Annotated in this window: 19 protein-coding genes and 3 pseudogenes; 3 read left to right on the plus strand and 19 right to left on the minus strand. The window is 66.7% G+C overall.

All coding sequences use genetic code 11. The features are described from left to right. The 14 genes and pseudogenes from GEV05_18015 to GEV05_18080 all read right to left on the minus strand — a co-directional run. On the minus strand, positions 1-405 hold a 405-nt coding region (locus tag GEV05_18015), incomplete at its 3' end, for a monovalent cation/H+ antiporter subunit A (protein MPZ45251.1). Between the two features lie 158 nt (positions 406-563). Continuing rightward, a complete protein-coding gene (locus GEV05_18020) occupies positions 564-965 on the minus strand; it encodes a hypothetical protein (protein MPZ45252.1) in 402 nt (133 codons plus the stop codon). Between the two features lie 23 nt (positions 966-988). Continuing rightward, on the minus strand, positions 989-2,047 hold the full coding sequence (locus GEV05_18025) for a formate dehydrogenase subunit gamma (GenBank protein MPZ45253.1): 1,059 nt from the start codon (positions 2,045-2,047) through the stop codon (positions 989-991). 21 nt (positions 2,048-2,068) lie between these two features. Further along, positions 2,069-2,299, minus strand: coding sequence for a hypothetical protein (locus tag GEV05_18030; protein ID MPZ45254.1), 231 nt, complete (start codon positions 2,297-2,299; stop codon positions 2,069-2,071). Continuing rightward, positions 2,299-2,964, minus strand: coding sequence for a 4Fe-4S dicluster domain-containing protein (locus GEV05_18035; GenBank protein MPZ45255.1), 666 nt, complete (start codon positions 2,962-2,964; stop codon positions 2,299-2,301). The genes GEV05_18030 and GEV05_18035 overlap by 1 nt, the downstream gene beginning before the upstream one ends. Before the next feature lie 81 nt (positions 2,965-3,045). Next, complete coding sequence (locus GEV05_18040) at positions 3,046-5,946, minus strand: molybdopterin-dependent oxidoreductase (GenBank protein ID MPZ45256.1); 2,901 nt, start codon at positions 5,944-5,946, stop codon at positions 3,046-3,048. Positions 5,947-5,957: 11 nt separating this feature from the next. After that, on the minus strand, positions 5,958-6,173 hold the full coding sequence (locus GEV05_18045; protein ID MPZ45257.1) for a formate dehydrogenase: 216 nt from the start codon (positions 6,171-6,173) through the stop codon (positions 5,958-5,960). Positions 6,174-6,253: 80 nt separating this feature from the next. Then, entirely contained in the window at positions 6,254-6,919 is a 666-nt protein-coding gene (locus tag GEV05_18050; GenBank protein MPZ45258.1) for a hypothetical protein, read from the minus strand. Next, positions 6,912-8,990, minus strand: a complete 2,079-nt coding sequence (locus tag GEV05_18055) for a 4Fe-4S dicluster domain-containing protein (protein MPZ45259.1) — start codon at positions 8,988-8,990, stop codon at positions 6,912-6,914. The genes GEV05_18050 and GEV05_18055 overlap by 8 nt, the downstream gene beginning before the upstream one ends. A 512-nt stretch (positions 8,991-9,502) precedes the next feature. Beyond that, positions 9,503-9,901 (minus strand): annotated as a pseudogene (locus GEV05_18060) (DUF3306 domain-containing protein). Next, a complete protein-coding gene (locus GEV05_18065) occupies positions 9,898-10,413 on the minus strand; it encodes a DUF3305 domain-containing protein (GenBank protein ID MPZ45260.1) in 516 nt (171 codons plus the stop codon). The pseudogene GEV05_18060 and the gene GEV05_18065 overlap by 4 nt, the downstream one beginning before the upstream one ends. Before the next feature lie 196 nt (positions 10,414-10,609). After that, positions 10,610-12,354: pseudogene (locus GEV05_18070) on the minus strand (TonB-dependent receptor). 205 nt (positions 12,355-12,559) lie between these two features. Continuing rightward, entirely contained in the window at positions 12,560-13,465 is a 906-nt protein-coding gene (locus GEV05_18075; GenBank protein MPZ45261.1) for a hypothetical protein, read from the minus strand. Next, a complete protein-coding gene (locus tag GEV05_18080; GenBank protein MPZ45262.1) occupies positions 13,444-14,484 on the minus strand; it encodes a c-type cytochrome in 1,041 nt (346 codons plus the stop codon). The genes GEV05_18075 and GEV05_18080 overlap by 22 nt, the downstream gene beginning before the upstream one ends. Positions 14,485-14,530: 46 nt before the next feature. Between GEV05_18080 and GEV05_18085 the strand changes: the two genes are divergently transcribed. Both GEV05_18085 and GEV05_18090 read left to right on the plus strand, forming a co-directional pair. Continuing rightward, entirely contained in the window at positions 14,531-14,797 is a 267-nt protein-coding gene (locus tag GEV05_18085; protein ID MPZ45263.1) for a hypothetical protein, read from the plus strand. 195 nt (positions 14,798-14,992) lie between these two features. Further along, complete coding sequence (locus tag GEV05_18090) at positions 14,993-15,409, plus strand: response regulator (GenBank protein MPZ45264.1); 417 nt, start codon at positions 14,993-14,995, stop codon at positions 15,407-15,409. Positions 15,410-15,497: 88 nt separating this feature from the next. On the opposite strand, the gene GEV05_18095 is transcribed toward GEV05_18090, so the two are convergent. Both GEV05_18095 and GEV05_18100 read right to left on the minus strand, forming a co-directional pair. After that, positions 15,498-16,166: a carbonic anhydrase gene (locus tag GEV05_18095; protein MPZ45265.1), complete on the minus strand. Its 669-nt coding sequence runs from the start codon at positions 16,164-16,166 to the stop codon at positions 15,498-15,500. 98 nt (positions 16,167-16,264) lie between these two features. Then, a complete protein-coding gene (locus tag GEV05_18100; GenBank protein MPZ45266.1) occupies positions 16,265-17,143 on the minus strand; it encodes a hypothetical protein in 879 nt (292 codons plus the stop codon). Between the two features lie 338 nt (positions 17,144-17,481). Here GEV05_18100 and GEV05_18105 point away from each other — a divergent pair. Continuing rightward, a pseudogene (locus tag GEV05_18105) lies at positions 17,482-17,697 on the plus strand (Bcr/CflA family drug resistance efflux transporter). A gap of 203 nt (positions 17,698-17,900) precedes the next feature. Here GEV05_18105 and phoU read toward each other — a convergent pair. The 3 genes from phoU to phoB are packed head-to-tail and all read right to left on the minus strand — an operon-like array spanning position 17,901 to position 21,541. Further along, complete coding sequence (phoU, locus tag GEV05_18110) at positions 17,901-19,004, minus strand: phosphate signaling complex protein PhoU (GenBank protein ID MPZ45267.1); 1,104 nt, start codon at positions 19,002-19,004, stop codon at positions 17,901-17,903. Position 19,005: 1 nt separating this feature from the next. After that, positions 19,006-20,838, minus strand: coding sequence for a HAMP domain-containing protein (locus GEV05_18115; GenBank protein ID MPZ45268.1), 1,833 nt, complete (start codon positions 20,836-20,838; stop codon positions 19,006-19,008). 16 nt (positions 20,839-20,854) lie between these two features. Continuing rightward, on the minus strand, positions 20,855-21,541 hold the full coding sequence (gene phoB / locus GEV05_18120; GenBank protein MPZ45269.1) for a phosphate regulon transcriptional regulatory protein PhoB: 687 nt from the start codon (positions 21,539-21,541) through the stop codon (positions 20,855-20,857).

Consider the following 21,541-nt stretch of genomic DNA (forward strand, 5'->3'; position numbering starts at 1 on the left):
GAGATTCCCCGACAGCACCACGCCGAGCATCGAGCCCATGAACGCGAGCAGGAAGGAGAAGAAGCGCGGCACGGGATCGCGCGGCGACATGTAGTAGCGCGCATACAGCACTACCAGAAAACCGATGCCGGTGACGAGGAACGCGAACAACCACGCGAACCCGTCCATGCGCAGCCGAAAATCGAGCCCGAACTGCGGCAGCCAGGCGTGGCGGCTTTGAAGGACGGTTCCGACCGAGATCGATTGGAAGCAGGCGGACACCACGAACAGCGCCGCCAGCGCGATGCTGCCGGCAAGCCATGCTTCCGCATTGCGGGCGTTCACCGGCAGCAGCGCCGCCACGACACTGCCGACGAACGGCAGTGCGAGCAGCGTGATCAGAAGCGTTGCATCGGGCATTTGTATTTGCTCTTCAGCCCGAAGCTTATCAAACGACTGCTGCAATCAAGGCGGGAAGGGGGTCAGGTCGACGAGTGCGACCGATTGAATTCGCGACGAGCGCACATACCCCGTCGCTATCGCGACGATCGCGATTGGCAATGCGCGTTCGATCCGTTGTGCGGCTACTTCTTGTTCGAATCCTTGCCGGCATCGGAGTGGATCGCATCCTCGCCGGCAGACTTCCCGCCCTTGCCGGTGCCCTTTCGCTCGGGCGCTTGGCCGGTATCCGATTCCGCCGGCGTCTTGCCGGGCGCGGTGGTCACCGCCGCGGTGGTCGGACCATCGACCGGCGTGGGGTGCACGGTGATTCCCTTGGCCGCCATCCTGGCGATGTAGCGCTCGGCGACACGGTCCTGCGCACGCTTGGTCCCCTCTTGGGCTTCCGCGGCGGCCGCCTTCTTCTTCTCCAGGGCCTGCGCGGCCTTGGCCTCCTCTTCCGGCGTCGGCGGCGGCAGCTTGGCCACGACGCTGCCGCAACACGCCAGCAACGCGCCAGCTGCGATCGTCATACGGACAGGATGCATGGCGGCTCCTTTTCGTCGATCGATCAAGCGGCACCGCTTCCCGGCTCGATCACCTTCACGCGCTTTCCGCCGTGCGATGCCTTGCCGCTCATCACGTCGTCGTACCAGATGCGGTGATGCTGTCTTGCCCACGACTCGTCCACATAGCCATGGCGCATCGCGTCGTAAGCACCCCGCATGCCTACAGTGCCCAGATAGATGTGAAAGGCGAGCAGAATGATGCCGCCGAGACCGGCGACCATGTGGATGCCGTTGGCGATTTGCATCGTCTGGCGCGTCTGGTCGAAATTCGGGAAGTCGAGAATCAAGCCGGTGACCGCGGCGGTGATGCCGATCGCCACGACCATCAGCCAGAACAGAATCTTCTGCCCGGCGTTGGCCTTGCCCGAGGGCACCTCGGAGCGGCCCGTGCGGTCCATCATGCCGCCGAAGCGCTTGAGCCAGGGCCAGTCGTAGGACTTGAACAGGTTGCTCTTCAGGAACATCACGATCATGATGGGCAGCACCACGACGAACACCGGGCCGACGAAGTTGTGCAGGATCTTCGCCGCCATCGCGACCACGGAAAACACCGTGTAGCCGAACACGGGCAGCAGCACGTTCTTGCCGAAGGTGATGATGAGCCCGGTGATGCCCAGGGTGGTGAAGACGATCGCAACCGTCCAGTGCACGATCCGCTGCACGCGGGTGAAGCGCTCGATCCGGCGGCCCGTCGGCGGCTCGGTCAGCTGAATCGGTCCACGCCACATATAGAAGCCGAGGATACCCAGCAGCGCTAGCGAGAACGCAAACCCGCCGGTGGTGGCCATCGGCACCCGGGCCGCGCGCCAGGTCTGCCCTTCGGACTGGATCAGCACGTTGGTCTCGCGGCCGCGGACCTGACTCACCTTCGGTTCGCCGTAGCGCACGTCGCGCCACACCGGCGCGTTATTTCCCGGTTGCGTTGCCTGGCGCTCCTGCTGCGCGCGCGCACGCTCGGCATCCTCGGGATTCACTGCGGGCGACTGTGCAACGGCGGCTCCTGAAAGGCAGAGCAGCGCAGCGAGCATCGCGCACGCGGGCAGGATCGAGCTGTCTCGCATAAAGGCCTCCGCAGCTTCCCGTTACTTGATCCGGTTGTACTCGTTCTGGTTCTGCGCGCGCTCCCGCATCGCCGCGTTGTACTTCTGTACGTCGCCGTTGAACGGCGCGGCCTGGTACGGCGGCGTGTCCGGCTTGCCGCGATAGCGGCCCTCCTCGTAGTGGGCGGTCTGCTCGCGCTCGCCGCATCCGGCCAGGCCGAACGCAGCGATGCCGGCAGCGGCGAGCAGCAGCGAAACGAGCGCCCGGGGCATCATGAGTTGCCTCCGCTCGCGTTTGCCGGCGCCTTCGGCGCGGGTTTCTCTTGCGGCCCGGACGAGCCCGGCTTGGTTTCCGGACGGCCGTAGGCGGTGGCCCAGCCCCAGACTTCCGAGCCCTTGCCGCGGGCCATCGCGCGGGTCCGGAAGATGTCCGCCAGCACGTCGCCGTCGCCGCCGAGCAGAGCCTTGGTGGAGCACATCTCGGCGCAGGCCGGGAGCTTGCCTTCGGCCAGACGATTGCGCCCGTACTTCTCGAACTCGGCCTGCGAACCGTCCGGCTCCGGCCCGCCCGCGCAGAAGGTGCACTTGTCCATCTTGCCACGCAGGCCGAAGGCGCCGTCCTGCGGAAACTGCGGCGCGCCGAACGGACAGGCGTAGAAGCAGTAACCGCAGCCGATGCACAAGTCCTTGTCGTGCAGCACCACCCCATCGTCCGTCTTATAGAAGCAGTCGACCGGGCACACGGCCATGCAGGGCGCATCGGAGCAATGCATGCACGCCGCCGAGATCGAGCGCTCGCCCGGAACGCCGTCGTTCAACGTGACCACGCGACGCCGGTTCACCCCCCAGGGGATGTCGTGCTCCTGTTTGCAGGCGGTGACGCAGCTGTTGCATTCGATGCACCGCTCCGCATCGCAGATGAATTTCATTCGGGCCATGGCGTTCTCCGGAATCGGGATGCACACGATCTTCCGCAAGGAAAATGGTGTACGCCCCCTGGGTCTAGGCTGACACTCGCATCAGGCACTCATCTTCTCGATCTGGCACAACGTCGTCTTGGTCTCCTGCATCATCGTCACCGAGTCGTAGCCGTAGGTGGTGGCAGTGTTCACGGCCTCGCCGCGCACGATCGGGTGCGCCCCCTCGGGATAGTAGGCGAGCATGTCCTTGCCCATCCACCAGCCCGAGAAGTGGAATGGCATGAAGCTGGTGCCGGCGCCCACCCGCTCGGTCACCTGCGCCTTCACCTTCAACTGCGCGCCGGTCGGCGTTTTCACCCAGACGTACTCGTCGTGGCGCACGCCGCGATCGTTCGCATCCTTCGGATTGATCTCGACGAAGCATTCCTGCTGCAGTTCGGCGAGCCACGGATTGGAGCGCGTCTCCTCGCCTCCGCCTTCGTACTCCACCAGCCGGCCGCTGGTGAGCACGAGCGGAAACTGCTGCGAGATGTTCTTGTTCTTCTCCTGCACCGACTTGTACAGCGTCGGCAGGCGCCAGAACACCTTCTTGTCGTCGTGGGTCGGATACTTCTCGATCAGGTCGGGACGCGGCGAGTACAGCGGCTCGCGATGCTGCGGTATCGCATCGGGGAAATTCCACACCAGCGCGCGCGCCTTCGCGTTGCCGAACGGATGACAGCCGTGCTTCATCGCCACGCGCTGGATGCCGCCGGAGAGATCGGTCTTCCAGTTCTTGCCCTCGGCCGCCTTTTTCTCGCCTGCCGTGAGATCCTCCCACCAACCCAGCTTCTTCAGCAGCACGTGGTCGAACTCCGGATAGCCGGTGGTGAGCTCGCTGTCCTTCGGATACGACCCGTCTTCGGCGAGCAGGTTGACGCCGTCGCGCTCGACGCCGAAGTTGGCGCGGAAGCAGCCGCCGCCGTCCATGAGCGATCTCGAATGGTCGTAGAGGTTGGGCGAGCCCGGGTGCTTCAGCTCCGGCGTGCCGTAGCACGGCCACGGCAGACCGTAGTAATCGCCGTCGCAGGGGCCGCCGTTCGCACGCAGGGTCTTCACGTCGAACGTGTGCTGGTTCTTCATGTGCAGCTTGAGGCGCTCGGGCGACTGCCCGGTGTAGCCGATCGTCCAGTTGGCGCGGTTGAGCTCCTTCAGGATCGATTCCGGCGACGGCTCTTCCATCTTCGCGTCGCCGTCGGGCTTCACCATGTCGTAGTTCTTGAGCATCTGTTCGCCGAAGCCGAGCTTCCTCGCAAACGCGGCCATCAGCGCCTGATCGGTCTGCGATTCGAACAGCGGCCGGATCACGCGCTCGCGCCACTGCAGCGAGCGGTTGGATGCGGTCACCGAGCCCGAGGTCTCGAATTGGGTGCATGCCGGCAGCAGGTAGACGCCTTCCTTGCGCACCATGGCGGCCATGGCCGCGGTTGCCGAGGGATACGGATCGATGACGACGATCATGTCGAGCTTCTTCATCGCCTCGACCATTTCCTTGCCGCGCGTCTGGCTGTTGGGCGCATGGCCCCAGAACACGATTGCGCGCAGGTTGGAAGGCTGGTCGATGTGCTCGTTGTTCTCCAGCACCCCGTCGATCCAGCGCGAAACCGTCAGCCCCGGCTTCTCCATCATGCCCGGGGAGAATTGCTGCTGCATCCATTCGTAGGGCACGTTCCAGACCGCGGCATAGTGCTTCCACGAGCCGGCCGAAACGCCGTAGTAACCGGGCAGCGAATCCGGATTCGGCCCCACGTCGGTGGCGCCCTGCACGTTGTCGTGGCCGCGGAAGATGTTGGCGCCCCCACCGGAGACGCCGATGTTGCCGAGCGCGAGCTGCACGATGCAGGAGGCGCGCACCATCGCATTGCCGATGGTGTGCTGCGTCTGGCCCATGCACCAGACCAGGGTCGAGGGGCGGTTCTTGGCCATCATTTCGGCCACCATGAACACCTGTGCCTCGGGCACGCCGCACACCTCGGTGACCTTGTCCGGCGTCCACTTCGCCATCACGTCCTCGCGCACCTTGTCCATCCCGTACACGCGGTCGTTGATGTACTGCTTGTCTTCCCAGCCGTTGTTGAAGATGTGATAGAGCACGCCGAACAGGAACGGAATGTCGGTGCCGGAGCGGATGCGCACGTACTCGTCGGCGTGGGCCGCGGTGCGCGTGAAACGCGGGTCGACCACGATCATCTTGGCGCCGGTTTCCTTCGCGTGCAGCATGTGCAGCATCGAGACTGGGTGTGCCTCGGCGGCATTGGAGCCGATGTACAACGCGCACTTGGTGTTGCCCATGTCGTTGTACGAGTTGGTCATCGCACCGTAGCCCCAGGTGTTGGCCACGCCGGAGACGGTGGTGGAGTGGCAGATGCGCGCCTGGTGGTCGCAGTTGTTGCTGCCGAACAGCGACACGAACTTGCGCATCAGATACGCCTGCTCGTTGCTGTGCTTGGAGCTGCCCACCCAGTAGATGGAATCGGGGCCGGCTTCCTTCTTCAGCGCGAGGATCTTGTCACCGACCTCGTTGATCGCCTGGTCCCAGCTGATCTTCTGATACTTGCCGTCGACCAGCTTCATCGGCGACTTCAGGCGGAACTCGCCATGGCCGTGCTCGCGCACGGAGGCGCCCTTCACGCAATGGGCGCCGAGGTTCAGCGGCGAATCGAAAACCGGCTCGTGCCGCACCCAGACCCCGTTCTCGACCACCGCGTCGATCGAGCAACCGACCGAACAATGGGTGCAGACGGTGCGGTGCACCTCGCGCTGTACGGCCTCGGCGGCGTTGGCGACCGGGGCCGTCTGCATGGTGCCGTAGGGCAGCTGGCTTGCGAACGCACCGGCGCCTGCAACCAGGCCCGAGCGCTTGAGAAACGTTCGCCGGTCCATGGTTGGCACTTTCGCCGCGTTCAGGCGGCGCAGCCGAGGACTCGCGCCGGCCGCACCCGCGTTCTTCCTGGTCAGCATGGCTCGCCTCCTCAGGTCCTGGCGCTGCGATAGTAGTCGCGCACGTGCTGGGTTTCGCGATAGCCCGATGACTTGCTTTTCGGCGCGGTCTCGGCGGGAGCCACGGTGCCAGCCGCGGCAGCCACCCCGGCAGCCGCCGCACCGGCACCGCCGGCACCGAGCGAAAGCAGGAAGCGGCGCCGCTTCTCATCCGGTTTGGCGGCGGCATGCGCGGGCTTGCCGGGAATCGAGCTCGTTCCAGATTTTGTATCGCCCACATTCACCTCCGTCCCATGTGTATGCGCACCTCAGTGCGGTGCTTTGCTCGTCAGTCGATGGCGAACGATTCCCGTTCGAGCACCATGAAGGATTCCGTGAATTCCGCGACAGGGCGATAATAATTTGCCCCGGTATGCGCACATATCGCTCCCGTGCAGCGTTCGAACCAGGGCTCGATGTAGGCGCCGAAGAACCGATGCTGCTCCCCGGCGTCCGCCGGTGCGCGGCCAGGGTCTCCCGCGATCAGCAGGCGCATCGTTTCGCACAGTGCCGAGAGGTGGTCTTCCAACATGGTGGCATGCGCTGCGCGCTGCAGCCCGAGCAGGGCGAGCGCCTTGCGCAATTCCGCCAACGGCTTCTCCATCATGAATCCGGTGAGCCAGTGCGAGCCGTGCAGATTGACTTCGGACTTGCCGACACCGATGAAAAGATCGATGTATTCCTGCTGCGCTGCTTCGGAATCCATCACGCTGCTCGCGGCGCGTAGGTTGTCCCACGTATTACCGAGCCCGAACGCCTTGCTGTCGACCCTGTCCAGGAACATCGGGGGACCGAGCGGCGCTGCCGCCGCGATCGCCTGCAGCAGTCCCCGATCCGGTCCATCGGCGTAGAGGCGCGCCAGCAATGCGTAGAAGTCGGCGCGGGTCTGATCCTCCGGCAGGAGCGGATCGAGTAAGGCTTGCTGGTTGCCGGAAATATGCGCGATCTCAGACATCGCGAATGTCCACACCGCCCTTTTGCTTCATCATGTCGATGACCCGGCAGTCGGCGCACATCTTGAGCCGCTCCAGCGCACCCGGTTCGGCGAACATGGAGTGGCTGGCGAGCCTCGCCAGCATCGTGCCGATCATCTTTTCGGTGCCCAGCGCCTTGCCGCACGCGATGCAGTTGAAGATCGCCGTCTCGTGCAGGACGCGGGCGGACTTGGATTCCGCGCCGAGCGCAAGCCGCGGCGAGAACGCGATCGCGTTCTCGGGGCAGGTCGCGGCGCACAGCCCGCATTGCACGCAATTGCGCTCGATGAAGGAGAGCTGCGGCTTCGCCGGGTTGTCCAGCAGGGCGCTCGTCGGGCAACTGCCGACGCAGGCGAGGCACAGCGTGCAGGCGTCTCGATCGACTTCGATCGTGCCGAACGGGGAGCCGGCCGGCAAGGGGATCTCTTCCCGCGCATGCAGTGCCTGTTTCGCGAGATGCTCGATCGCCATGAAGACGCTGGTGCGCTTGTCGCTGCCGGCGGCAAACGTGGCAGGCGTCTGGACGCAGCGTCCAGCCGGCCAATCCCACAGCTCGCGATCGAGCGCCGCCGCATCGCCTGCCTCGAACAAGCGGAAGTGCGGTCCGTCGTAACCCAGCCCCTGGACGATGGTTTCGGCGATTTCCATTTGCGCAGCGAGCGCCTCGCGATACGCCGGGGCCTCGTCACCGGCGAGCAGGACAGCCACCTGGCTCGCGCCGTACGCCGCCGCGACGAGCCACGTGTCGAGCCCGGTTGAAGCGACGTGCTGCACTTCCAGCGGTAAACAGCGCGCGGGCAGGCCGCGATGGCGCCGCGCGAGGCGCGAGAGCACAGGGCGTCCCGCTTCCGCGTGCAGCAGCAGGCATGCATCGCGGCCGCCGGCAGCGGCATAGGTCTGGAGCATCGTGCGCATGCGCCGCGCCGTATCGGGGACCGACGGATAGGCGTATGTCATGGCACCCGACGGGCACACGGTCGCACACGCGCCGCAGCCCATGCACAGGTGCGGTTCGACCCGGACGTGGTCGCCGTCGGCGCGAATCGCCTCGGTCGAGCACACATCGATGCAGCGCGAGCAACCGGTCTTCTTCGCGCGGCTGTGCGCGCAGATCGAGGCGTTGTAAGCGAAGTACCTGGGTTTCTCGAACTCGCCCGTCAGCGTGGCGAGCCGGGCGACGGCTTGCGCCTGCGCGACCGGGTCGGCGCCAGGGCTCAGATACCCCTGCGGCGGCTGATGCATGCGCAAGTGCGGCACGCGCTGCAGATCGAGCACCAGGTCGAAACGCTCCATGCGTTTCGGCTCGCGGCGCTCGAAATCGATGGCGCCGACGACGCCACAAGCCGTGACGCAAGCCCGGTGCGCACGGCAGCGCGCGGCATCGACCTGATAGCTCCAGTCGATGGCGTTCTCGGGGCAGGCGTGGATGCAGGCGTTGCAGCGCGTGCACAGGTCGAGGTCGATGGGATTGTCCTGCGCCCATTCCACCTCGAATGCACCCAGCCAGCCGCCGATGCGCGCGAGCCTGCCCGAAAAAACCGGAAAGTTGCGCTCGGCCGGCAGCTCGGTTCCTGTGCTGCGTCCGGTCGCGAGCACCGCGACCGCGAGCTGGCCGGCGAGCACGCCGGCCCAGTGCAGCGCCGCATCCAGGGGCCCGACGATCAGCAGCTGGCCTTCCGACTTGTACGAGACGGCGGGAACCGGATCGGAATCGGGCAAGGCCGCCGCCGCCAGCAGCGCGGCGATCTTCGGTGTTGCTGCTTTCGCCTGCTGCGACCAGCCGCCGGTTTCGCGGATATTGACGAAGCGAATGGTCTGAGTGCGGCCGCGCTCCTCCGCACAATCGCCGAGCAGCCGCGACTCCTGCGTGCAGGCGACCAGCGCATCCCCGCTCACCGCGTCGGCGAATTGCGCCAGCTCGCGCTGGCAAAGCGCCGTGGCGATCCGGGGCGACTCCACAAGCCCGAGCGCCCGGCCGAGCCCTTGTGCATCGAGCGGCATGCTGGCGTTGCACGAGCAGATGTGCAGCTGCTTGCCGCGCAGGCCGCTCATCGGGGTGCTTCTCCTTCTTTGCGCATTTGATCCGGCGGCGTGCTCTCGCGCGCGGGTGCGGCGGCCTGGTCCAGGCGCTTTTCGACCACCCCGTCCGCGCAGCCGCGCGTCCCGCCCCTCCTTGTCAGGAGGGGAAGAACCGAGTCATCCCGCCTCTCCTCGGCACGAGGAAAATCCGCGACAGCATCTCCCCGCCTCGCGACAGCATCTCCCCGCCTCTCATGAAGCGGGGTGCCCGCGAATGCGGGCGGGGTGGTGTGGTCTTCGGTCTTGTGGTCTTCGGTCTTGTGGTCTTCGGTCGTGCAGTCTTCGATAGTGTGGTTTTCGGTTGTGCGGTCTTCGACGGTGTGGACTTCGGTCGCGCGCTCTTCGACGATCCGATCTTCGGTTCCGCCATGGCCCTCGCCCGGTGCGTCCGCCTCGGCCGGAGGAACGTCCTCGACATGCCCCTGGGCGTTCACGCGCGTCGGCGGCGGCTCGAAGATATAGCGGGCCTGCGCAAGGCTGCGCGCGAGGGCAGGCTCGAGCGGACTCGGCACCGAATAGTCGTCGATGTAGACGTCGAGCCCGTCCATCACGTTGAAGCGCGGATCGTGCAGGAGCTTCTTGAGCGCCTGGCGCTTCAGGTCCTCGGCCACGTGCGGCTGCAGGAAAGCGCGGAAGTCGGATTCGAACGTAAGCGACTCGACCGGGGGCAGCGGCGGCGGCGGCTCCGGGGATGCAGGCTGCCGCGCGGCTGCGTTGCGATCCCCGCTTTGTGCGGTTGCGGGTGCAGGCGGCTGCTCGATCGCCGGCGCCGCCACCTCCGGGGCCGCGTCGCGTGCCGCGGCCAGTTTCCGGCGCGACCACCGCTGCAGAAAGGGTTCGTCCTTCGCCGGCGCGGCAGCCGGCTGATCAGCGTCGCGCGTCATTCGCGTTGCGGCTCATCGGTATTCGTGGACGGACGAAGCGCAGGATCGGGCGGTGCTTCGTCGCGCAACGGATCGCGGCGACGGACCTTGCGCTTGGGCTCGGGCTTGTAGTGCTCGGCGACGAACGGCGTCATCCATTCCCGGATCACAGCCGGCATCGGTAATCCGTCGACCTGCTCGCCGCCGTCGAGCATCCGGGCGGCTTCGTTGTAGCTCACAGTCGCCAATTCCGGCCGGGCGGCCGGGCCGCCCGCCTCCATCGACTCGGGCTCGAGCATGCGCCACATGATGAAGACCATGGGCGCCGGAGCCGTCAGGTTGAGATGATACCCGTCGGCCTCGGAACGGTGCAGTTCCAGCGCGAACCCCGTGAAACACCAGCGCGTCCCGGCATCGGAGTCGGCCTGCAAGAAAAAAGCGTGCCCGTGGTTGTCAGATTGCGGCTCGACCGCGACCGCAACCGGCTCCCACCGCTCGGCCGCCCAGCGGTTCGCGAGCGGCGTGCGCTGCATGACGATGGAAATGTTGAGCTGCAACCGGAGCACCTCGCCGAGCGCATTGTCGCATGGCTGCTCCGAACGGGGTCAGGTATCCCGAAGGTCGAAGATGGTTACGCGGTCAGGCCTTGAATCTTGCGTCAAGGACGGTCGCACGCCTGCAGAGCCTTGCATGGCAGCGCAAGAATCAAGACCTGGTCCCTGAATCCGATCAGAACCGGTAACGAGCGCTCGCCATAACGGTGCGGCGCGAGCCCCACCAGCAGTCGCCGCGTCCAAGACAGGTGCTGACGTAGACCTTGTCGGTGAGGTTGTGAACGTTCAAGGCGTAACGCCACGCGCCGCGGTCGTAGCCCAGCATGGCGTCGAACAGCGTGACCGACGGCGTTTCGGGCGCCGCGCCGTCGGTGAACGCGCTCATGTAGCGCACGCCTGCGCCGGCCATGAACCCCGGCATGTCGCCGAGTGCGAAACGGTAGGTGCCCCACACCCCGACCTGATGCTCGGGCAGGGCCTCGAGCGTCTCGTCGATATCGATGTAGTTGTAATGCGCGGCGATGTCGAGGCCGGGGAGCACCCGGCCGACCATCTCGAGCTCGAGCCCTCGGGTTCGGGTGCGGCCGACCTGCACCTGATCGAGCGCATTGTTCGGGTCCGGCACCTGGCGCTTCTCCTCGTCGAGCTCGTAGAGCGCGAGATTGATCGAGAGCCGCCGTCCGGGCGGCTCCCACTTCAAACCCACTTCGCGCTGCTTTCCGCGCGTTGGCGTCCAGCGCTCGCCGGCGAGATTGGTGCCGGCGATCGGCGTGAACGATTCGCTGTAGCTCACGTAGGGCGCCACGCCGCTGTCGAACACGTACATGAGCGCGCCGCGGCGCGTGGTGGCGCGATCGACTTCGTCGGGCGAGCCTTCGAGGCTGTTCTTCGCCCGATCCCGCCGCAAGCCGACGACGACGATCCAGTTGCCGATCCGCATCTGGTCCTGCAGGTAGATGCCCGTCTGGTGCAGTTTGCTGCGCGGATTGTCGGCCCGCGCAGGCTCAGCCACCCGAGCTCCTTGCGCTCGGAATCGTAGCGGTCCTTGTCGGGATCGCCGACGAACCGGCGTGTCGGAATGCGGCCGTTCGGGTTGGGCAGCACCACGCCCTTGAACGGAAAGAACTGCGAGGTCGACCCGGAGTGGTCGTCCTGCCACAGCGCCTGCAGCGTGAGCGAGGTCGCCGCGCTCGGCCGCCAGGTGAGCGAGGGCGCGACCACCTTGCGATCGTCATCGACGTAATCGACCTGCGTGTCGCTGTCGCGCCCCAACGCGACCAGCCGATAAAGCCACTGGCCCTCAGCATCGAGCGGTCCGCTGAGGTCGGCCTGGATCTGCTTGCGATTGTAGTTGCCGAGCTGCACGCCGATCTCGCGCAGGGGCTCGACGAGCGGACGCTTGCTCACCATGTTGATGATGCCGGCGGTGCTGCCTTGCCCGTAGAGCATCGCGGAGGGACCGCGCAGCACCTCGATGCGCTCGAGCGTGTACGGTTCGGTGCGCGTGTTGCTCGTGTAATAGCCGACCATGCGGCGCAGGCCGTCGCGGTATTCGTCGGGATAGGCGCCGCGCACGCGGACGTTGTCGCTGCGCGAATCGAGCCCGTAGGCATCGGAGCGCACGCCGGCGGCGTAGTTGAGCGCATCCTGCAGGTTCTGCGCGCCCTGGTCTTCGATCCGCTCGCGGGTCACGATCGTGACGGCTTGCGGCGTTTCGAGCAACGGCGTGTCGGTCTTGGTCGCCGTGGTGCTGCGCGCAGCCTGGTAGCCCTCGTCGGGGCCGTAGGGCGATTGCGGCAGCGGCGCCGGACGCACGGTCACTTCGGGCAGACGCTGCTCGAGCTTGACCTGGCCCGCCGCCCCGGTCGTGAATGCAAGGCAAGCCGCTGCGGCCGCTGCCCGCGATTTTCCGATTGCCATCGGTATTTCCTTTCTTGCTGGAGGAAACGCAATGGCTGGCTGTCGGCGCGCGACCGTGTGGCTGGCTGGCGTTGAATGGGCTAGATGGTTTCGGCGCTGTCTCCCGCGCTGTGCTCGATGACGGCGCGGGCTGCGCCGGAGACGGACGGGAACGCCAGCGCGGCAAGCCCGAGCCCGCGATGCGAAACCACCCGAAGCGCACGCATCATCGCGCTCGCCGCCGCCCCTGAACGAAGAATCCCGCAGCGACGAGCGCAAGCACCAGCAGCTGCGCGCCGAGCGTTTCCCGGGTGGCATAAACGCCCAAGGCAGGAAGATCGATCTCGCCGAACGGCGTGGCCGCGATCGAGCCGGCTTCCTGCAGCGCGCGCAGTCCGTGGCCGGTGAAGACCACGGCGAGCGCGGCCAGGAGCAGCGCGCTCACGGCGAAGAACGTGCCCAGCGGCAGCCGCACGCCGTAGCGCAGGATCAGCCACGCAACCGCTGCCAGCACGACCACCGCACAGGCGAAACCCACGACGATGGAGCCGAGCGCGGCCTGCCCTGCCTGCTGCCACAGCGCCTGATAGAACAGCACCGTCTCGAACGCTTCGCGATAGACGGCGAGGAAGGAAACGCCGGCAAGCGCCCACAAGGTGCCGCGCGCGAGCGCTCCGCGCAGGCGCGTGTCGATGAACGCCTGCCACGCATGCGCATGACGCTTGCCATGCAGCCAGACGCCGACGTAGAGCAGGATGGCGGCGGCGAGCAGCGCAGTCACGCCTTCGGTGAATTCGCGCGTCGCGCCGCTGATCTCGATCAGCGCCGAAGCGGCGAACCAGGTGAGGCCGCCCGCGACCAGGGCGCCGATCCAGCCGAGGTGAATCCACACCAGCGCATCGCGCCGCCCCGCCTTCACCAGCAGCGCCACGATCGCGGCCACCACCAGCAGCGCCTCGAGTCCCTCGCGCAACAGGATCACGAACGCGCTCAGCGCGGCCGCCGTGGGCGAAAGGCCTTCGCCCTCGAGCTTGTCGGCGCTGGTAGCCAGCAGGCCGTCGATGGTGTCGGCGGCTGCGTCGACCTCCGCGGCCGGAACGCCACGGCGCATCAGATCGCGATAGCGGAACATCTCCGCCTCGACCTGCTGGCGCAGCTTGCCGTCGATCGCATCGAGACTGCCTCGGCAAGCTCGAAGCCTTCGAGATAGGACTGGAGCGCGAGGCGGTTCGCTTCCTCGGGCTTGCCGTCGCGATACGCCGCGGCGCTTTCTGCGAGCAGCCGGCGCGAAACGGCGATCGGCGACTCCTGCAAGGCTGCAAGCGCTTGCGGATTCGTCTTGAGCCAGGCGAACGCAGCGGCCGTATCAGCGCCGTACTTCTGCCCGACTTCTTCATCGGTGAGCGTCGCCAGCGCGCGCAACGTCCCGATCTCGGTCTTGCCCTTGCCTTGCTCCCAGGCGGCGCCTCCCTGCGCGATCCGCTGCGGGTCGGCGCCGAGCGTGCCGACGTAGAAGGCAAGCGCCCAGCGCTCGTCCTCGCCGAGATGGCGATACGAGGTCATGCCGGTGCCGGCGACGCCGAGCGTGATGGTGTTGTAGAGGCCGTAGAGGCTGCGCTGCGCCATGCGGGCGTGGTCGTGGAAATCGGATGGCGTGGGGTCCAGATTCTTGCCCGCCGGCCCGTCGCCGCGACCCTGCGCACCATGGCATGACACGCATTGCGCCGCGTACAAGCGCTTGCCCGCATCGAGGTCCGGAGCGCGTCTGGGCGCTACACCGAGCCGGTACGCCGCGATCACCTGCCCTCGCAATGCCGCGGCGCGCTGTGCGATGTCGGCACCCGCGGCCTTGGCATCGATGCGCTCGGCGAGCTCGGCCGCCGCTTTCAGCAGCTCAGCGCGCGCAGGCACCTCGGGCGAGCTTTTCAGCAGCTCGACCACCTGGCGCGAAAACTCCTGCTGCTCCTTGTATTCGGCCGCGTCGAGCACTTTGCCGTCCTGCACGAACTGCTGGTAATCCACCCCGATGTAGTCGAGCAGGTGCACCACGGTCTGGGGCGAAGCGGCGGCCGCCGGGGCGCACACGGTGCAAGCAGCGACGAAGAACGCGCGATCCGTTACCGGGTTTGTCGCGATGGTAATGATTCTCATTATTTGACGCAACCGCAGTCCCCGGCGACGCGGCGATGGTCACGGCGTGCCGAACCTGCAGGAGCTCGGCAAGCTGCTGATCGGCGAGAACGTGGCCGAGATGCTGCGCTGTGACCTGACGCTGGAGCAGAGCGCGCGACCCATGTACCAGGAAGCCATCGCCCATTGCGAGTCGGTGCAGGACTACATCAGCCGCGAGTTGCTCGAAGCCATCCTCGAAAGCGAGGAAGATCATATCGACTGGCTCGAAACCCAGCTGGGGTTGATCGACACCGTCGGGCTGCAGAACTACATCCAGTCGCAAATGAGCTGACACCGTCCCTGAACGGCGTATTACGCGCGCTCGCATCGACCGGTGCGCGCAAACGCAAGGGGCATCGGACGGCACTTGCTCCGACCGCCGGCTGCAACGGCCCACACCTGCTTCCGGATAGACCAGTCCGCTCATGCACTGCAATGCGGCGGGCATATAGCGTGCGTGGCTGCTGTTCTGGAGGAGACATCGGATATGACCGAAATACCGCCCCTCCCGGCAGCCGAAACCGTCGTCTCGGGCCGGCGCATCCTGATCGTGGACGACAATCGCGATGCCGCAATCAGTCTTTCGATGCTGCTCGAGCTGAGCGGCAACAAGACCGAGACGGCCTATGACGGATTGGCGGCGATCGACGCCGCGGCCCGCTTCGAGCCCGACGTCGTCCTCCTCGACATCGGCCTTCCCGGGCTCAACGGCTACGAGGTGGCGCGCCGGATGCGAAACGAGCCCTGGGGCAAGCAGGTGAAGCTGGTCGCCGTTACCGGTTGGGGACATCCCGAGGACCGCGAGCGCGCCATCGCGGCGGGATTCGACGCGCACCTGTTGAAGCCGGTCGATCATGCCGCCCTGGTGAAGCTGCTTGCCGGCGCGGGCACGCCGCACCGCTAGCTCTAAGCGAAGCGCAGCACGCAGCAGGAGCGACAAATCGCGCCGGGCCGAACCGAAGGAGACGAACAGCCGGTCGGTGTGCGCCTCGCTACAGATACGTCCCGAGCAGATCCGCACTCTCGTCCAGGTCGGGTACGGGCCTGGAGGGCGCCGCGTCGAGCGGCAGGAATGCGCCGCTTTTTGCGTCCAGCTCCAGCACCCGGCCATCCTCGATGATGTAGTGCCAGCCGTGCAGGAACAGTGTGGCGTCCTCGACGCGGCTGCGGACCATGGGAAAGGTCAGCAACCGTTCCAGCTGCAGGACCACCGAGCGCTGCTCGACGCGACGCAGTGCGTCGTCGCTGGCCGTAACCGGCAACACCGCCTCGCGCGCCAGCTCGAGCCACTTGCGCGTATGCCGAGCCTCGGCAGGCAAATCCTGGTAGAGCGCCTGAATCGCGCCGCAATGGCTATGGCCGCAAACGACGATATCGGTGACGCCCAGGCTGAGCACGGCGAACTCGATGGCCGCCGCGCTGCCGTGATAACCGTGCGAAGCATCGTACGGCGGCACCAGGTTGCCGACGTTGCGCACGATGAAGAGCTCGCCCGGCCCGCAATCCATCAACAGGTGCGGCACGATGCGCGAATCCGAGCAGCCGATGAAGAGGGTGCCCGGGTGCTGGCCCTTCGCCACCAGCTCGCGATACTTCTGTTCGAACTTCGGAAAGTAATGGTCGCGGAAACGGCTGAGGCGAAACACGAGTTCGCGAGGCATGGCTGCTGGCTCCTCGTCAGGCTGCCGCAGGATTCTAGCTGCCAATCCCGCCGGCACAAAACCGGCGCCATGCGCCGGCGCAACCGCAACTGACGCTGTTACCGGCGTGCTGCGAGCAGCGCGAGCGTTCGCGCCATCTCGTTGGTCTGGATCATCAAGGCTTCGTCGGCGCCGAGCCCCGGCTTGGAGAGCATGAAGTCGGGCTGGCAGGCGAGCCCGATGTGGCACGAAATGCGGGTCGAATGGTCGGTCTCGTTCGCCGTGCCGCCCAGGCAGGCGCCCATGCCGTTGGCCTTGCAGTAGAGCACGGCCTCGATGGTGTTGTGGATGCTGCCGAGGTCGGGCGTCTTGATCTGAACGAAATCGGATGCCTGGGCAGCGGCGAAGCGCTTGATATCGGCAAGCTCCACGCGCTTCAGGATCACGCGGTCGAGCTGGCCCGGGTCGTCCTTGTGACAGGAAGCGAGGATCGCAATGGGTGCGGTGGCGATGCGGCTGCCGTACTCGCGCGCGATCACTTCCGCCATGGTTTTCTTGTGAGCCAGCGCGCTGGCGTGCAGGAGCGCCTGGCTCACGCCGTAACGGATCGCGGTATGCAGGCGCTTGCCGGCGTGCTCGAAGCGATCCATCTCTTCGGCATGACGCCGGAATTCGGATACGTCGCGACCGCGCAGTGCCGCCGCCATTTCGGTGCGCACATAGTCGATGTGATGCCGGGCATCGAACGCCGGATCGCGGCCCGCGACGCCGGCCAGAATCACATCGGCGCAATCGCCGAACGCGACCTGGCCGTCTTCCAGCACGAGCATGACCGAGATGATCGTCGCCGGCTCGATGATGCGCGTGAATCCGGGCGACATGGGCGCGCCGTCGTAAAGGCTGCCATTGGGTTTGGCCCTTCCCGCCTTGATCGCCAGGAGGTCGCGATGCATATAGCCCGAACGGCCCACCGCGCAAATCACGTCCTTGATCTTCATCGCACCTCCGAGTGTCGATCGAAATGCGGCTGCTGCGGCAATCGTCCAACCGCTGCCATGGGATCGGGCAGATCCTTGTTCAGGCGCGCGCAGACGGCCCGGTCCGATTCGGCTCCGCATGGCGGTCCATCGGCTGCGGACGCCGAGATTGCATATAACTCGTGCGCCGGCCGACGAGCGCGGCCCGTCGCGTGTACGCCGATCGCTCGAACAAGCGCACGCGAGCGGCACGAGTATTGCGAAGCCTGGGCCCGCTCGTCAGCGTGGCGTCGCGTTGGATCGAGCTGCAGCCCCCGCTCGAATTCGAGGTCGACGAACGCAATCGTAATGAATAGCCGATGAAGCCGCGCCCCACCCCGCCCGTGCTCTCCGCATCCGCGCTGGCCATGTTGCTCGCCGCGCTGTCGATGCTGGGACCGTTCTCGGTCGATACCTATCTGCCCGCGTTCCCCGACATCGAGGCGTCGCTGCGCGCCACGCCGATCGAAGTACAGCAGTCGCTCACCGCTTACATGTTCGCCTTCGGCTTCATGACGCTGTGGCACGGCGCGCTGCCAGGCGTTCACGCAGATCATGCTAGCGCCGCTGGTCGCCCGAGTCGTCGCGCCGCTGCTTTCGCCCACGGTCGTCTGGCTCGCCGCGGGCCAGCTCGGCTGCGCCGTGATCGGTCTGCTGCTATGGCTGACCGGCCACTCGTATCACGCCGCGCAGACGCGCCGCGAGGCCAATGCCTGGGAGACGATCCCGGTCGAATAGGCTAACGAAAGCCCTCGACCAGCTCCCGCAGCCACCGCTCGATTTCGTCGCGCGTGGCGCGGAACGCCGCCTGGATTTCCGCGTCCGTGCCTGCGACCGCGGCGGGGTCGTCGAGGGGCCAATGGTACTGGCGCAGTCCGCGCGGCGGAACGACGCAGACTTCTTCGGCACAAAGCGTGACGACGGTGTCGAAGTCGCCCCAGGCCACCTCGGCGAGCGGCTTGGGCTGTTGCGAGGAGATGTCGAGGCCGACTTCCTGCATCGTGCGTACCGCCCATGGATTCACCGCTGCGGCGGGCTCGGAGCCTGCGCTTGCGATGTGGATTCCGGACGGCAACCGCTTCCTCGCCAACGCTTCGGCCATCTGGCTGCGCGCCGCGTTCTGGCGGCAGAGGAACAGGATTCCCCGCGGCATTCGCCGGGCGGAAGGCTCGGTCATGCTGCCGAGATGGCGGACGTCCTTGCCGAGCACCATGAAGATCACCATCTCGGCCAGATTGGTCGCGTGATCGCCGATCCGCTCCAGGTACTTCGCGATCGACTGCAGCCGGATCGCCCGGTAGATGTTGCGCGTATCCTCCATCATGTAGGTGAGCAGCTCGCGGAAGATCTGGCCGTAGTAGGCGTCGACCACGCGGTCGCGCTCGACCACGTCGCGGGAGCGATCCACGTCGGCATTGACGAAGGCGTCGAGGGCGTCGCGGATCATCCCCTGGACGATTTGCGCCATGCGCGGCAGGTCGACGTACTGCTTGAGCGGCGGCTCCATGTTGAGCTCGATCACCCGCTCGCAGATGTTGACGCCGATGTCGCCGATGCGCTCCAGGTCGGTGACGAGCTTGAGCGCGAGCGTGATCAGGCGCAGATCCGATGCGACCGGCTGGCGCCGTGCCAGGATGCGCAGGCACAGCTCGTCGATCTCCACCTCGAGCCGGTTGATCTGATGATCGAACTCGATCGTGCGCTGGGCGACATCGGTATCGCGCTCGACCAGGGCCCGCATGCTGTTCGCGATCATTTCCTCGACGCGCGCGCCCATGATCAGGAGCTGATCGTGCAGCCTGTGCAGCTCGGCGTCGTATTCGCGGTCGGTGAGAGTCGCCATGTCAGGCTCCGGCAAGAAGGGTGAAGTAAAACGTGGAACCGGCGCCGACGCGGCTTTCGACCGCAACCGTCCCGCCCATCGCTTCGACCAGGTGCTTCACGATCGCCAGCCCGAGACCCGTGCCGCCGAGCTCGCGCGAGCGTCCCGGGTCGACCCGATAGAAGCGCTCGAAGATTCGCTCCAGGTGCGGCGGGGCGATGCCCGGCCCGTCGTCGGCGACCGAGATGCGCACGCGCCCGTTCTCGCGTGCTGCGCCGACGCGCACCGTCGCCCCTTCGGCGCAGTATTTCAGCGCATTGTCGATGAGGTTGCCGAGGACGTGCTCGAGCGCCCTGCGATCGGCACGAACGGCCGGCATGCCGGATGCGCAGCCGAGCGCGATGCGTTTCATTTCCGCACGGGGCAGGTGGTGCGCCACGACGCGCTCGGCCACCGCGTCCAGCTCGAGCGCTTCCAGCTCGAGCTGAACCTCGCGCGATTCGATGCGCGAAAGCTCCAGCATGTCGTCGACCAGGTTCTGCAGCCGCTCGGCGTTGCGCACGATGAGATCGATGAAGCGCTTGGCGCCGTCCGGATCGTCGTGGGCGCTCTCGAGCGTTTCGGCCGCCGCGCGAATGGACGTGAGCGGGCTGCGCAGCTCGTGGGAGGCATTGGCGACGAAGTCGCGGCGCACCGACTCGAGCCTGCGCAGCTCGGTGAGATCGACCAGGACGGCGAGGACGCTCCCGGGAGCGTCCTCCAGCGCGCGGGCGCGCATGAGCAGGCGCCGCGGCATGAGCCCCCCCAGTTCCAACTCCATCTCGGCGGGGGCGCCCTCGCGGGCGCGGCCGAGCGTTTCGCTCAGGTTCGCGTTGCGAATGACGTGCAGCACGTTCTTGCCGGCCGGGTCGCCCGACACCAGCAGCATGGCCTTCAATGCCGTATTCATGAGCACGATGCGTCCGTCGGGTCCCACGACCAGAACGCCCTCGGCCATGCTGGCCAGAATTCCGTCGAGCAGGTCCCGCTCGGCGCGCAGCTCCTCCAGCGTGCGCGACAGGTTGCCGGCAAGCTGATCGAGCGCGTGTCCGAGCGCGGCCACCTCGTCGTGGCCGGGAATGCGCGTGCGGAGCGACAGATTGCCCACCGCCATCCCCCGCGCCGCGGCGGTGAGCTGGCGCACGTTTCGAGACACCAGCTGGGCGGCGAACCAGGAAAGCACGGCGGCCACCACGAGCGCGACCAGCGCTGCCGCGGCGAGGGTCATGCGCAGCTCGCCGATCAGCAGGTCGATCCGGTCCAACGGAACCGCGATGCGCGCCGCGCCGACGATGTTGCCCTGATCCGTGATCGGAACGGCCACGTACATGAGCCGCTCCCTCACGGTGCTGCTCAGGCGCGTGCCTGAGCCCTCGCGCGCCGCCAGTGCCCGGGCAATCTCGGGCCGTGCAGCGTGGTTGTCGAGCCGTGCGAGCTCTTCCGCCGCCACTCCCGAATCGCCTACGACGGTGCCGTCGCGCCTCACCAGCGTCACCCGCCCGCGCGCCGTCGCGCCCAGGTGATCGGCCAGCCGGTCGAACGCGCGCACATCGTCCGATGCCGACGCGATGCCCGACGCGCGCTCGGCAACCAGGCGCGCGCGCACCAGGAGCTCGTCGCGAATGCTCTCGAGCAGCTGCGCCTCGAGCGCGCGGGTGAGATAGATCTCCGAAGCAGCCAGCGAGACGCCGATCAGGACGATCGATGCGACGAACAGCTTGGAGCGGATTCCGAGCCGCCTCCCGCCGCTCGGCCCCGACCCTTCCGCCGCAGACGGAACTCGGATTTCGCCGGCGCCCTGCATGCGTACACTCACGCCGCCTCCGGGAAGCTCATGCCGCCCGCGCGAAACGGTAGCCGGCGCTTCGCACCGTCTCGATCAGTCGGTCGTGGCCGCTCGGCTCGAGCGCCTTGCGCAGGCGCCGGATGTGCACGTCCACGGTTCGCTCTTCGAGAAACACGTGATCGCCCCAGATGTAATCGAGCAACTGAGCGCGCGAATAGACGCGATCCGGGTGCGTCATGAAGAAATGCAGCAGGCGGAATTCCGTGGGGCCAAGCGCGACCGGCTGGTTGCCCGCGCTCACCCGCCGGCTCGCCGGCTCGATTCGCAGCCCTTGCGCCTCTACCGCGTCGTCGGTCGTCTGTGGCGCGCGGCGCCGGAGCACCGCCTTGATGCGCGCGTTGAGCTCACGCGGACTGAACGGCTTGGTCATGTAGTCGTCGGCACCGAGCTCCAGGCCCGTGAGCTTGTCTTCCTCCGCGCCGCGGGCAGTCAGCATGATGAGCGGAATGTCCGCGGTGCGCCGATTGCCCCGCAGCGTGCGCGCGAGCTCGATGCCGCTCATCGACGGCAGCATCCAGTCGATCAGCACCAGGTCGGGCAGCGACTGGTTGACCGTTCCGAGGGCGGCTTCGGCGCTGGTCACGCCCAGCGTGCGGTGTCCGGCACGCTTCAGGTTGTAGGCGACCAGTTCCTGGATATCGGGATCGTCCTCGACGATCAGAATGGTCGCCAT

The organism is Betaproteobacteria bacterium, assembly GCA_009377585.1.
GTDB lineage: Bacteria > Pseudomonadota > Gammaproteobacteria > Burkholderiales > WYBJ01 > WYBJ01.

Coding starts and splice junctions, on each gene's coding strand:
- GEV05_18020 (MPZ45252.1), bottom strand. CDS start 965: ATGCATCCTGTCCGTATGACGATCGCAGCTGGCGCGTTGCTGGCGTGT.
- GEV05_18025 (MPZ45253.1), bottom strand. CDS start 2,047: ATGCGAGACAGCTCGATCCTGCCCGCGTGCGCGATGCTCGCTGCGCTG.
- GEV05_18030 (MPZ45254.1), bottom strand. CDS start 2,299: ATGCCCCGGGCGCTCGTTTCGCTGCTGCTCGCCGCTGCCGGCATCGCT.
- GEV05_18035 (MPZ45255.1), bottom strand. CDS start 2,964: ATGGCCCGAATGAAATTCATCTGCGATGCGGAGCGGTGCATCGAATGC.
- GEV05_18040 (MPZ45256.1), bottom strand. CDS start 5,946: ATGCTGACCAGGAAGAACGCGGGTGCGGCCGGCGCGAGTCCTCGGCTG.
- GEV05_18050 (MPZ45258.1), bottom strand. CDS start 6,919: ATGTCTGAGATCGCGCATATTTCCGGCAACCAGCAAGCCTTACTCGAT.
- GEV05_18055 (MPZ45259.1), bottom strand. CDS start 8,990: ATGAGCGGCCTGCGCGGCAAGCAGCTGCACATCTGCTCGTGCAACGCC.
- GEV05_18065 (MPZ45260.1), bottom strand. CDS start 10,413: ATGCAGCGCACGCCGCTCGCGAACCGCTGGGCGGCCGAGCGGTGGGAG.
- GEV05_18075 (MPZ45261.1), bottom strand. CDS start 13,465: ATGTTCCGCTATCGCGATCTGATGCGCCGTGGCGTTCCGGCCGCGGAG.
- GEV05_18080 (MPZ45262.1), bottom strand. CDS start 14,484: ATGAGAATCATTACCATCGCGACAAACCCGGTAACGGATCGCGCGTTC.
- GEV05_18090 (MPZ45264.1), top strand. CDS start 14,993: ATGACCGAAATACCGCCCCTCCCGGCAGCCGAAACCGTCGTCTCGGGC.
- GEV05_18095 (MPZ45265.1), bottom strand. CDS start 16,166: ATGCCTCGCGAACTCGTGTTTCGCCTCAGCCGTTTCCGCGACCATTAC.
- GEV05_18100 (MPZ45266.1), bottom strand. CDS start 17,143: ATGAAGATCAAGGACGTGATTTGCGCGGTGGGCCGTTCGGGCTATATG.
- phoU (MPZ45267.1), bottom strand. CDS start 19,004: ATGGCGACTCTCACCGACCGCGAATACGACGCCGAGCTGCACAGGCTG.
- phoB (MPZ45269.1), bottom strand. CDS start 21,541: ATGGCGACCATTCTGATCGTCGAGGACGATCCCGATATCCAGGAACTG.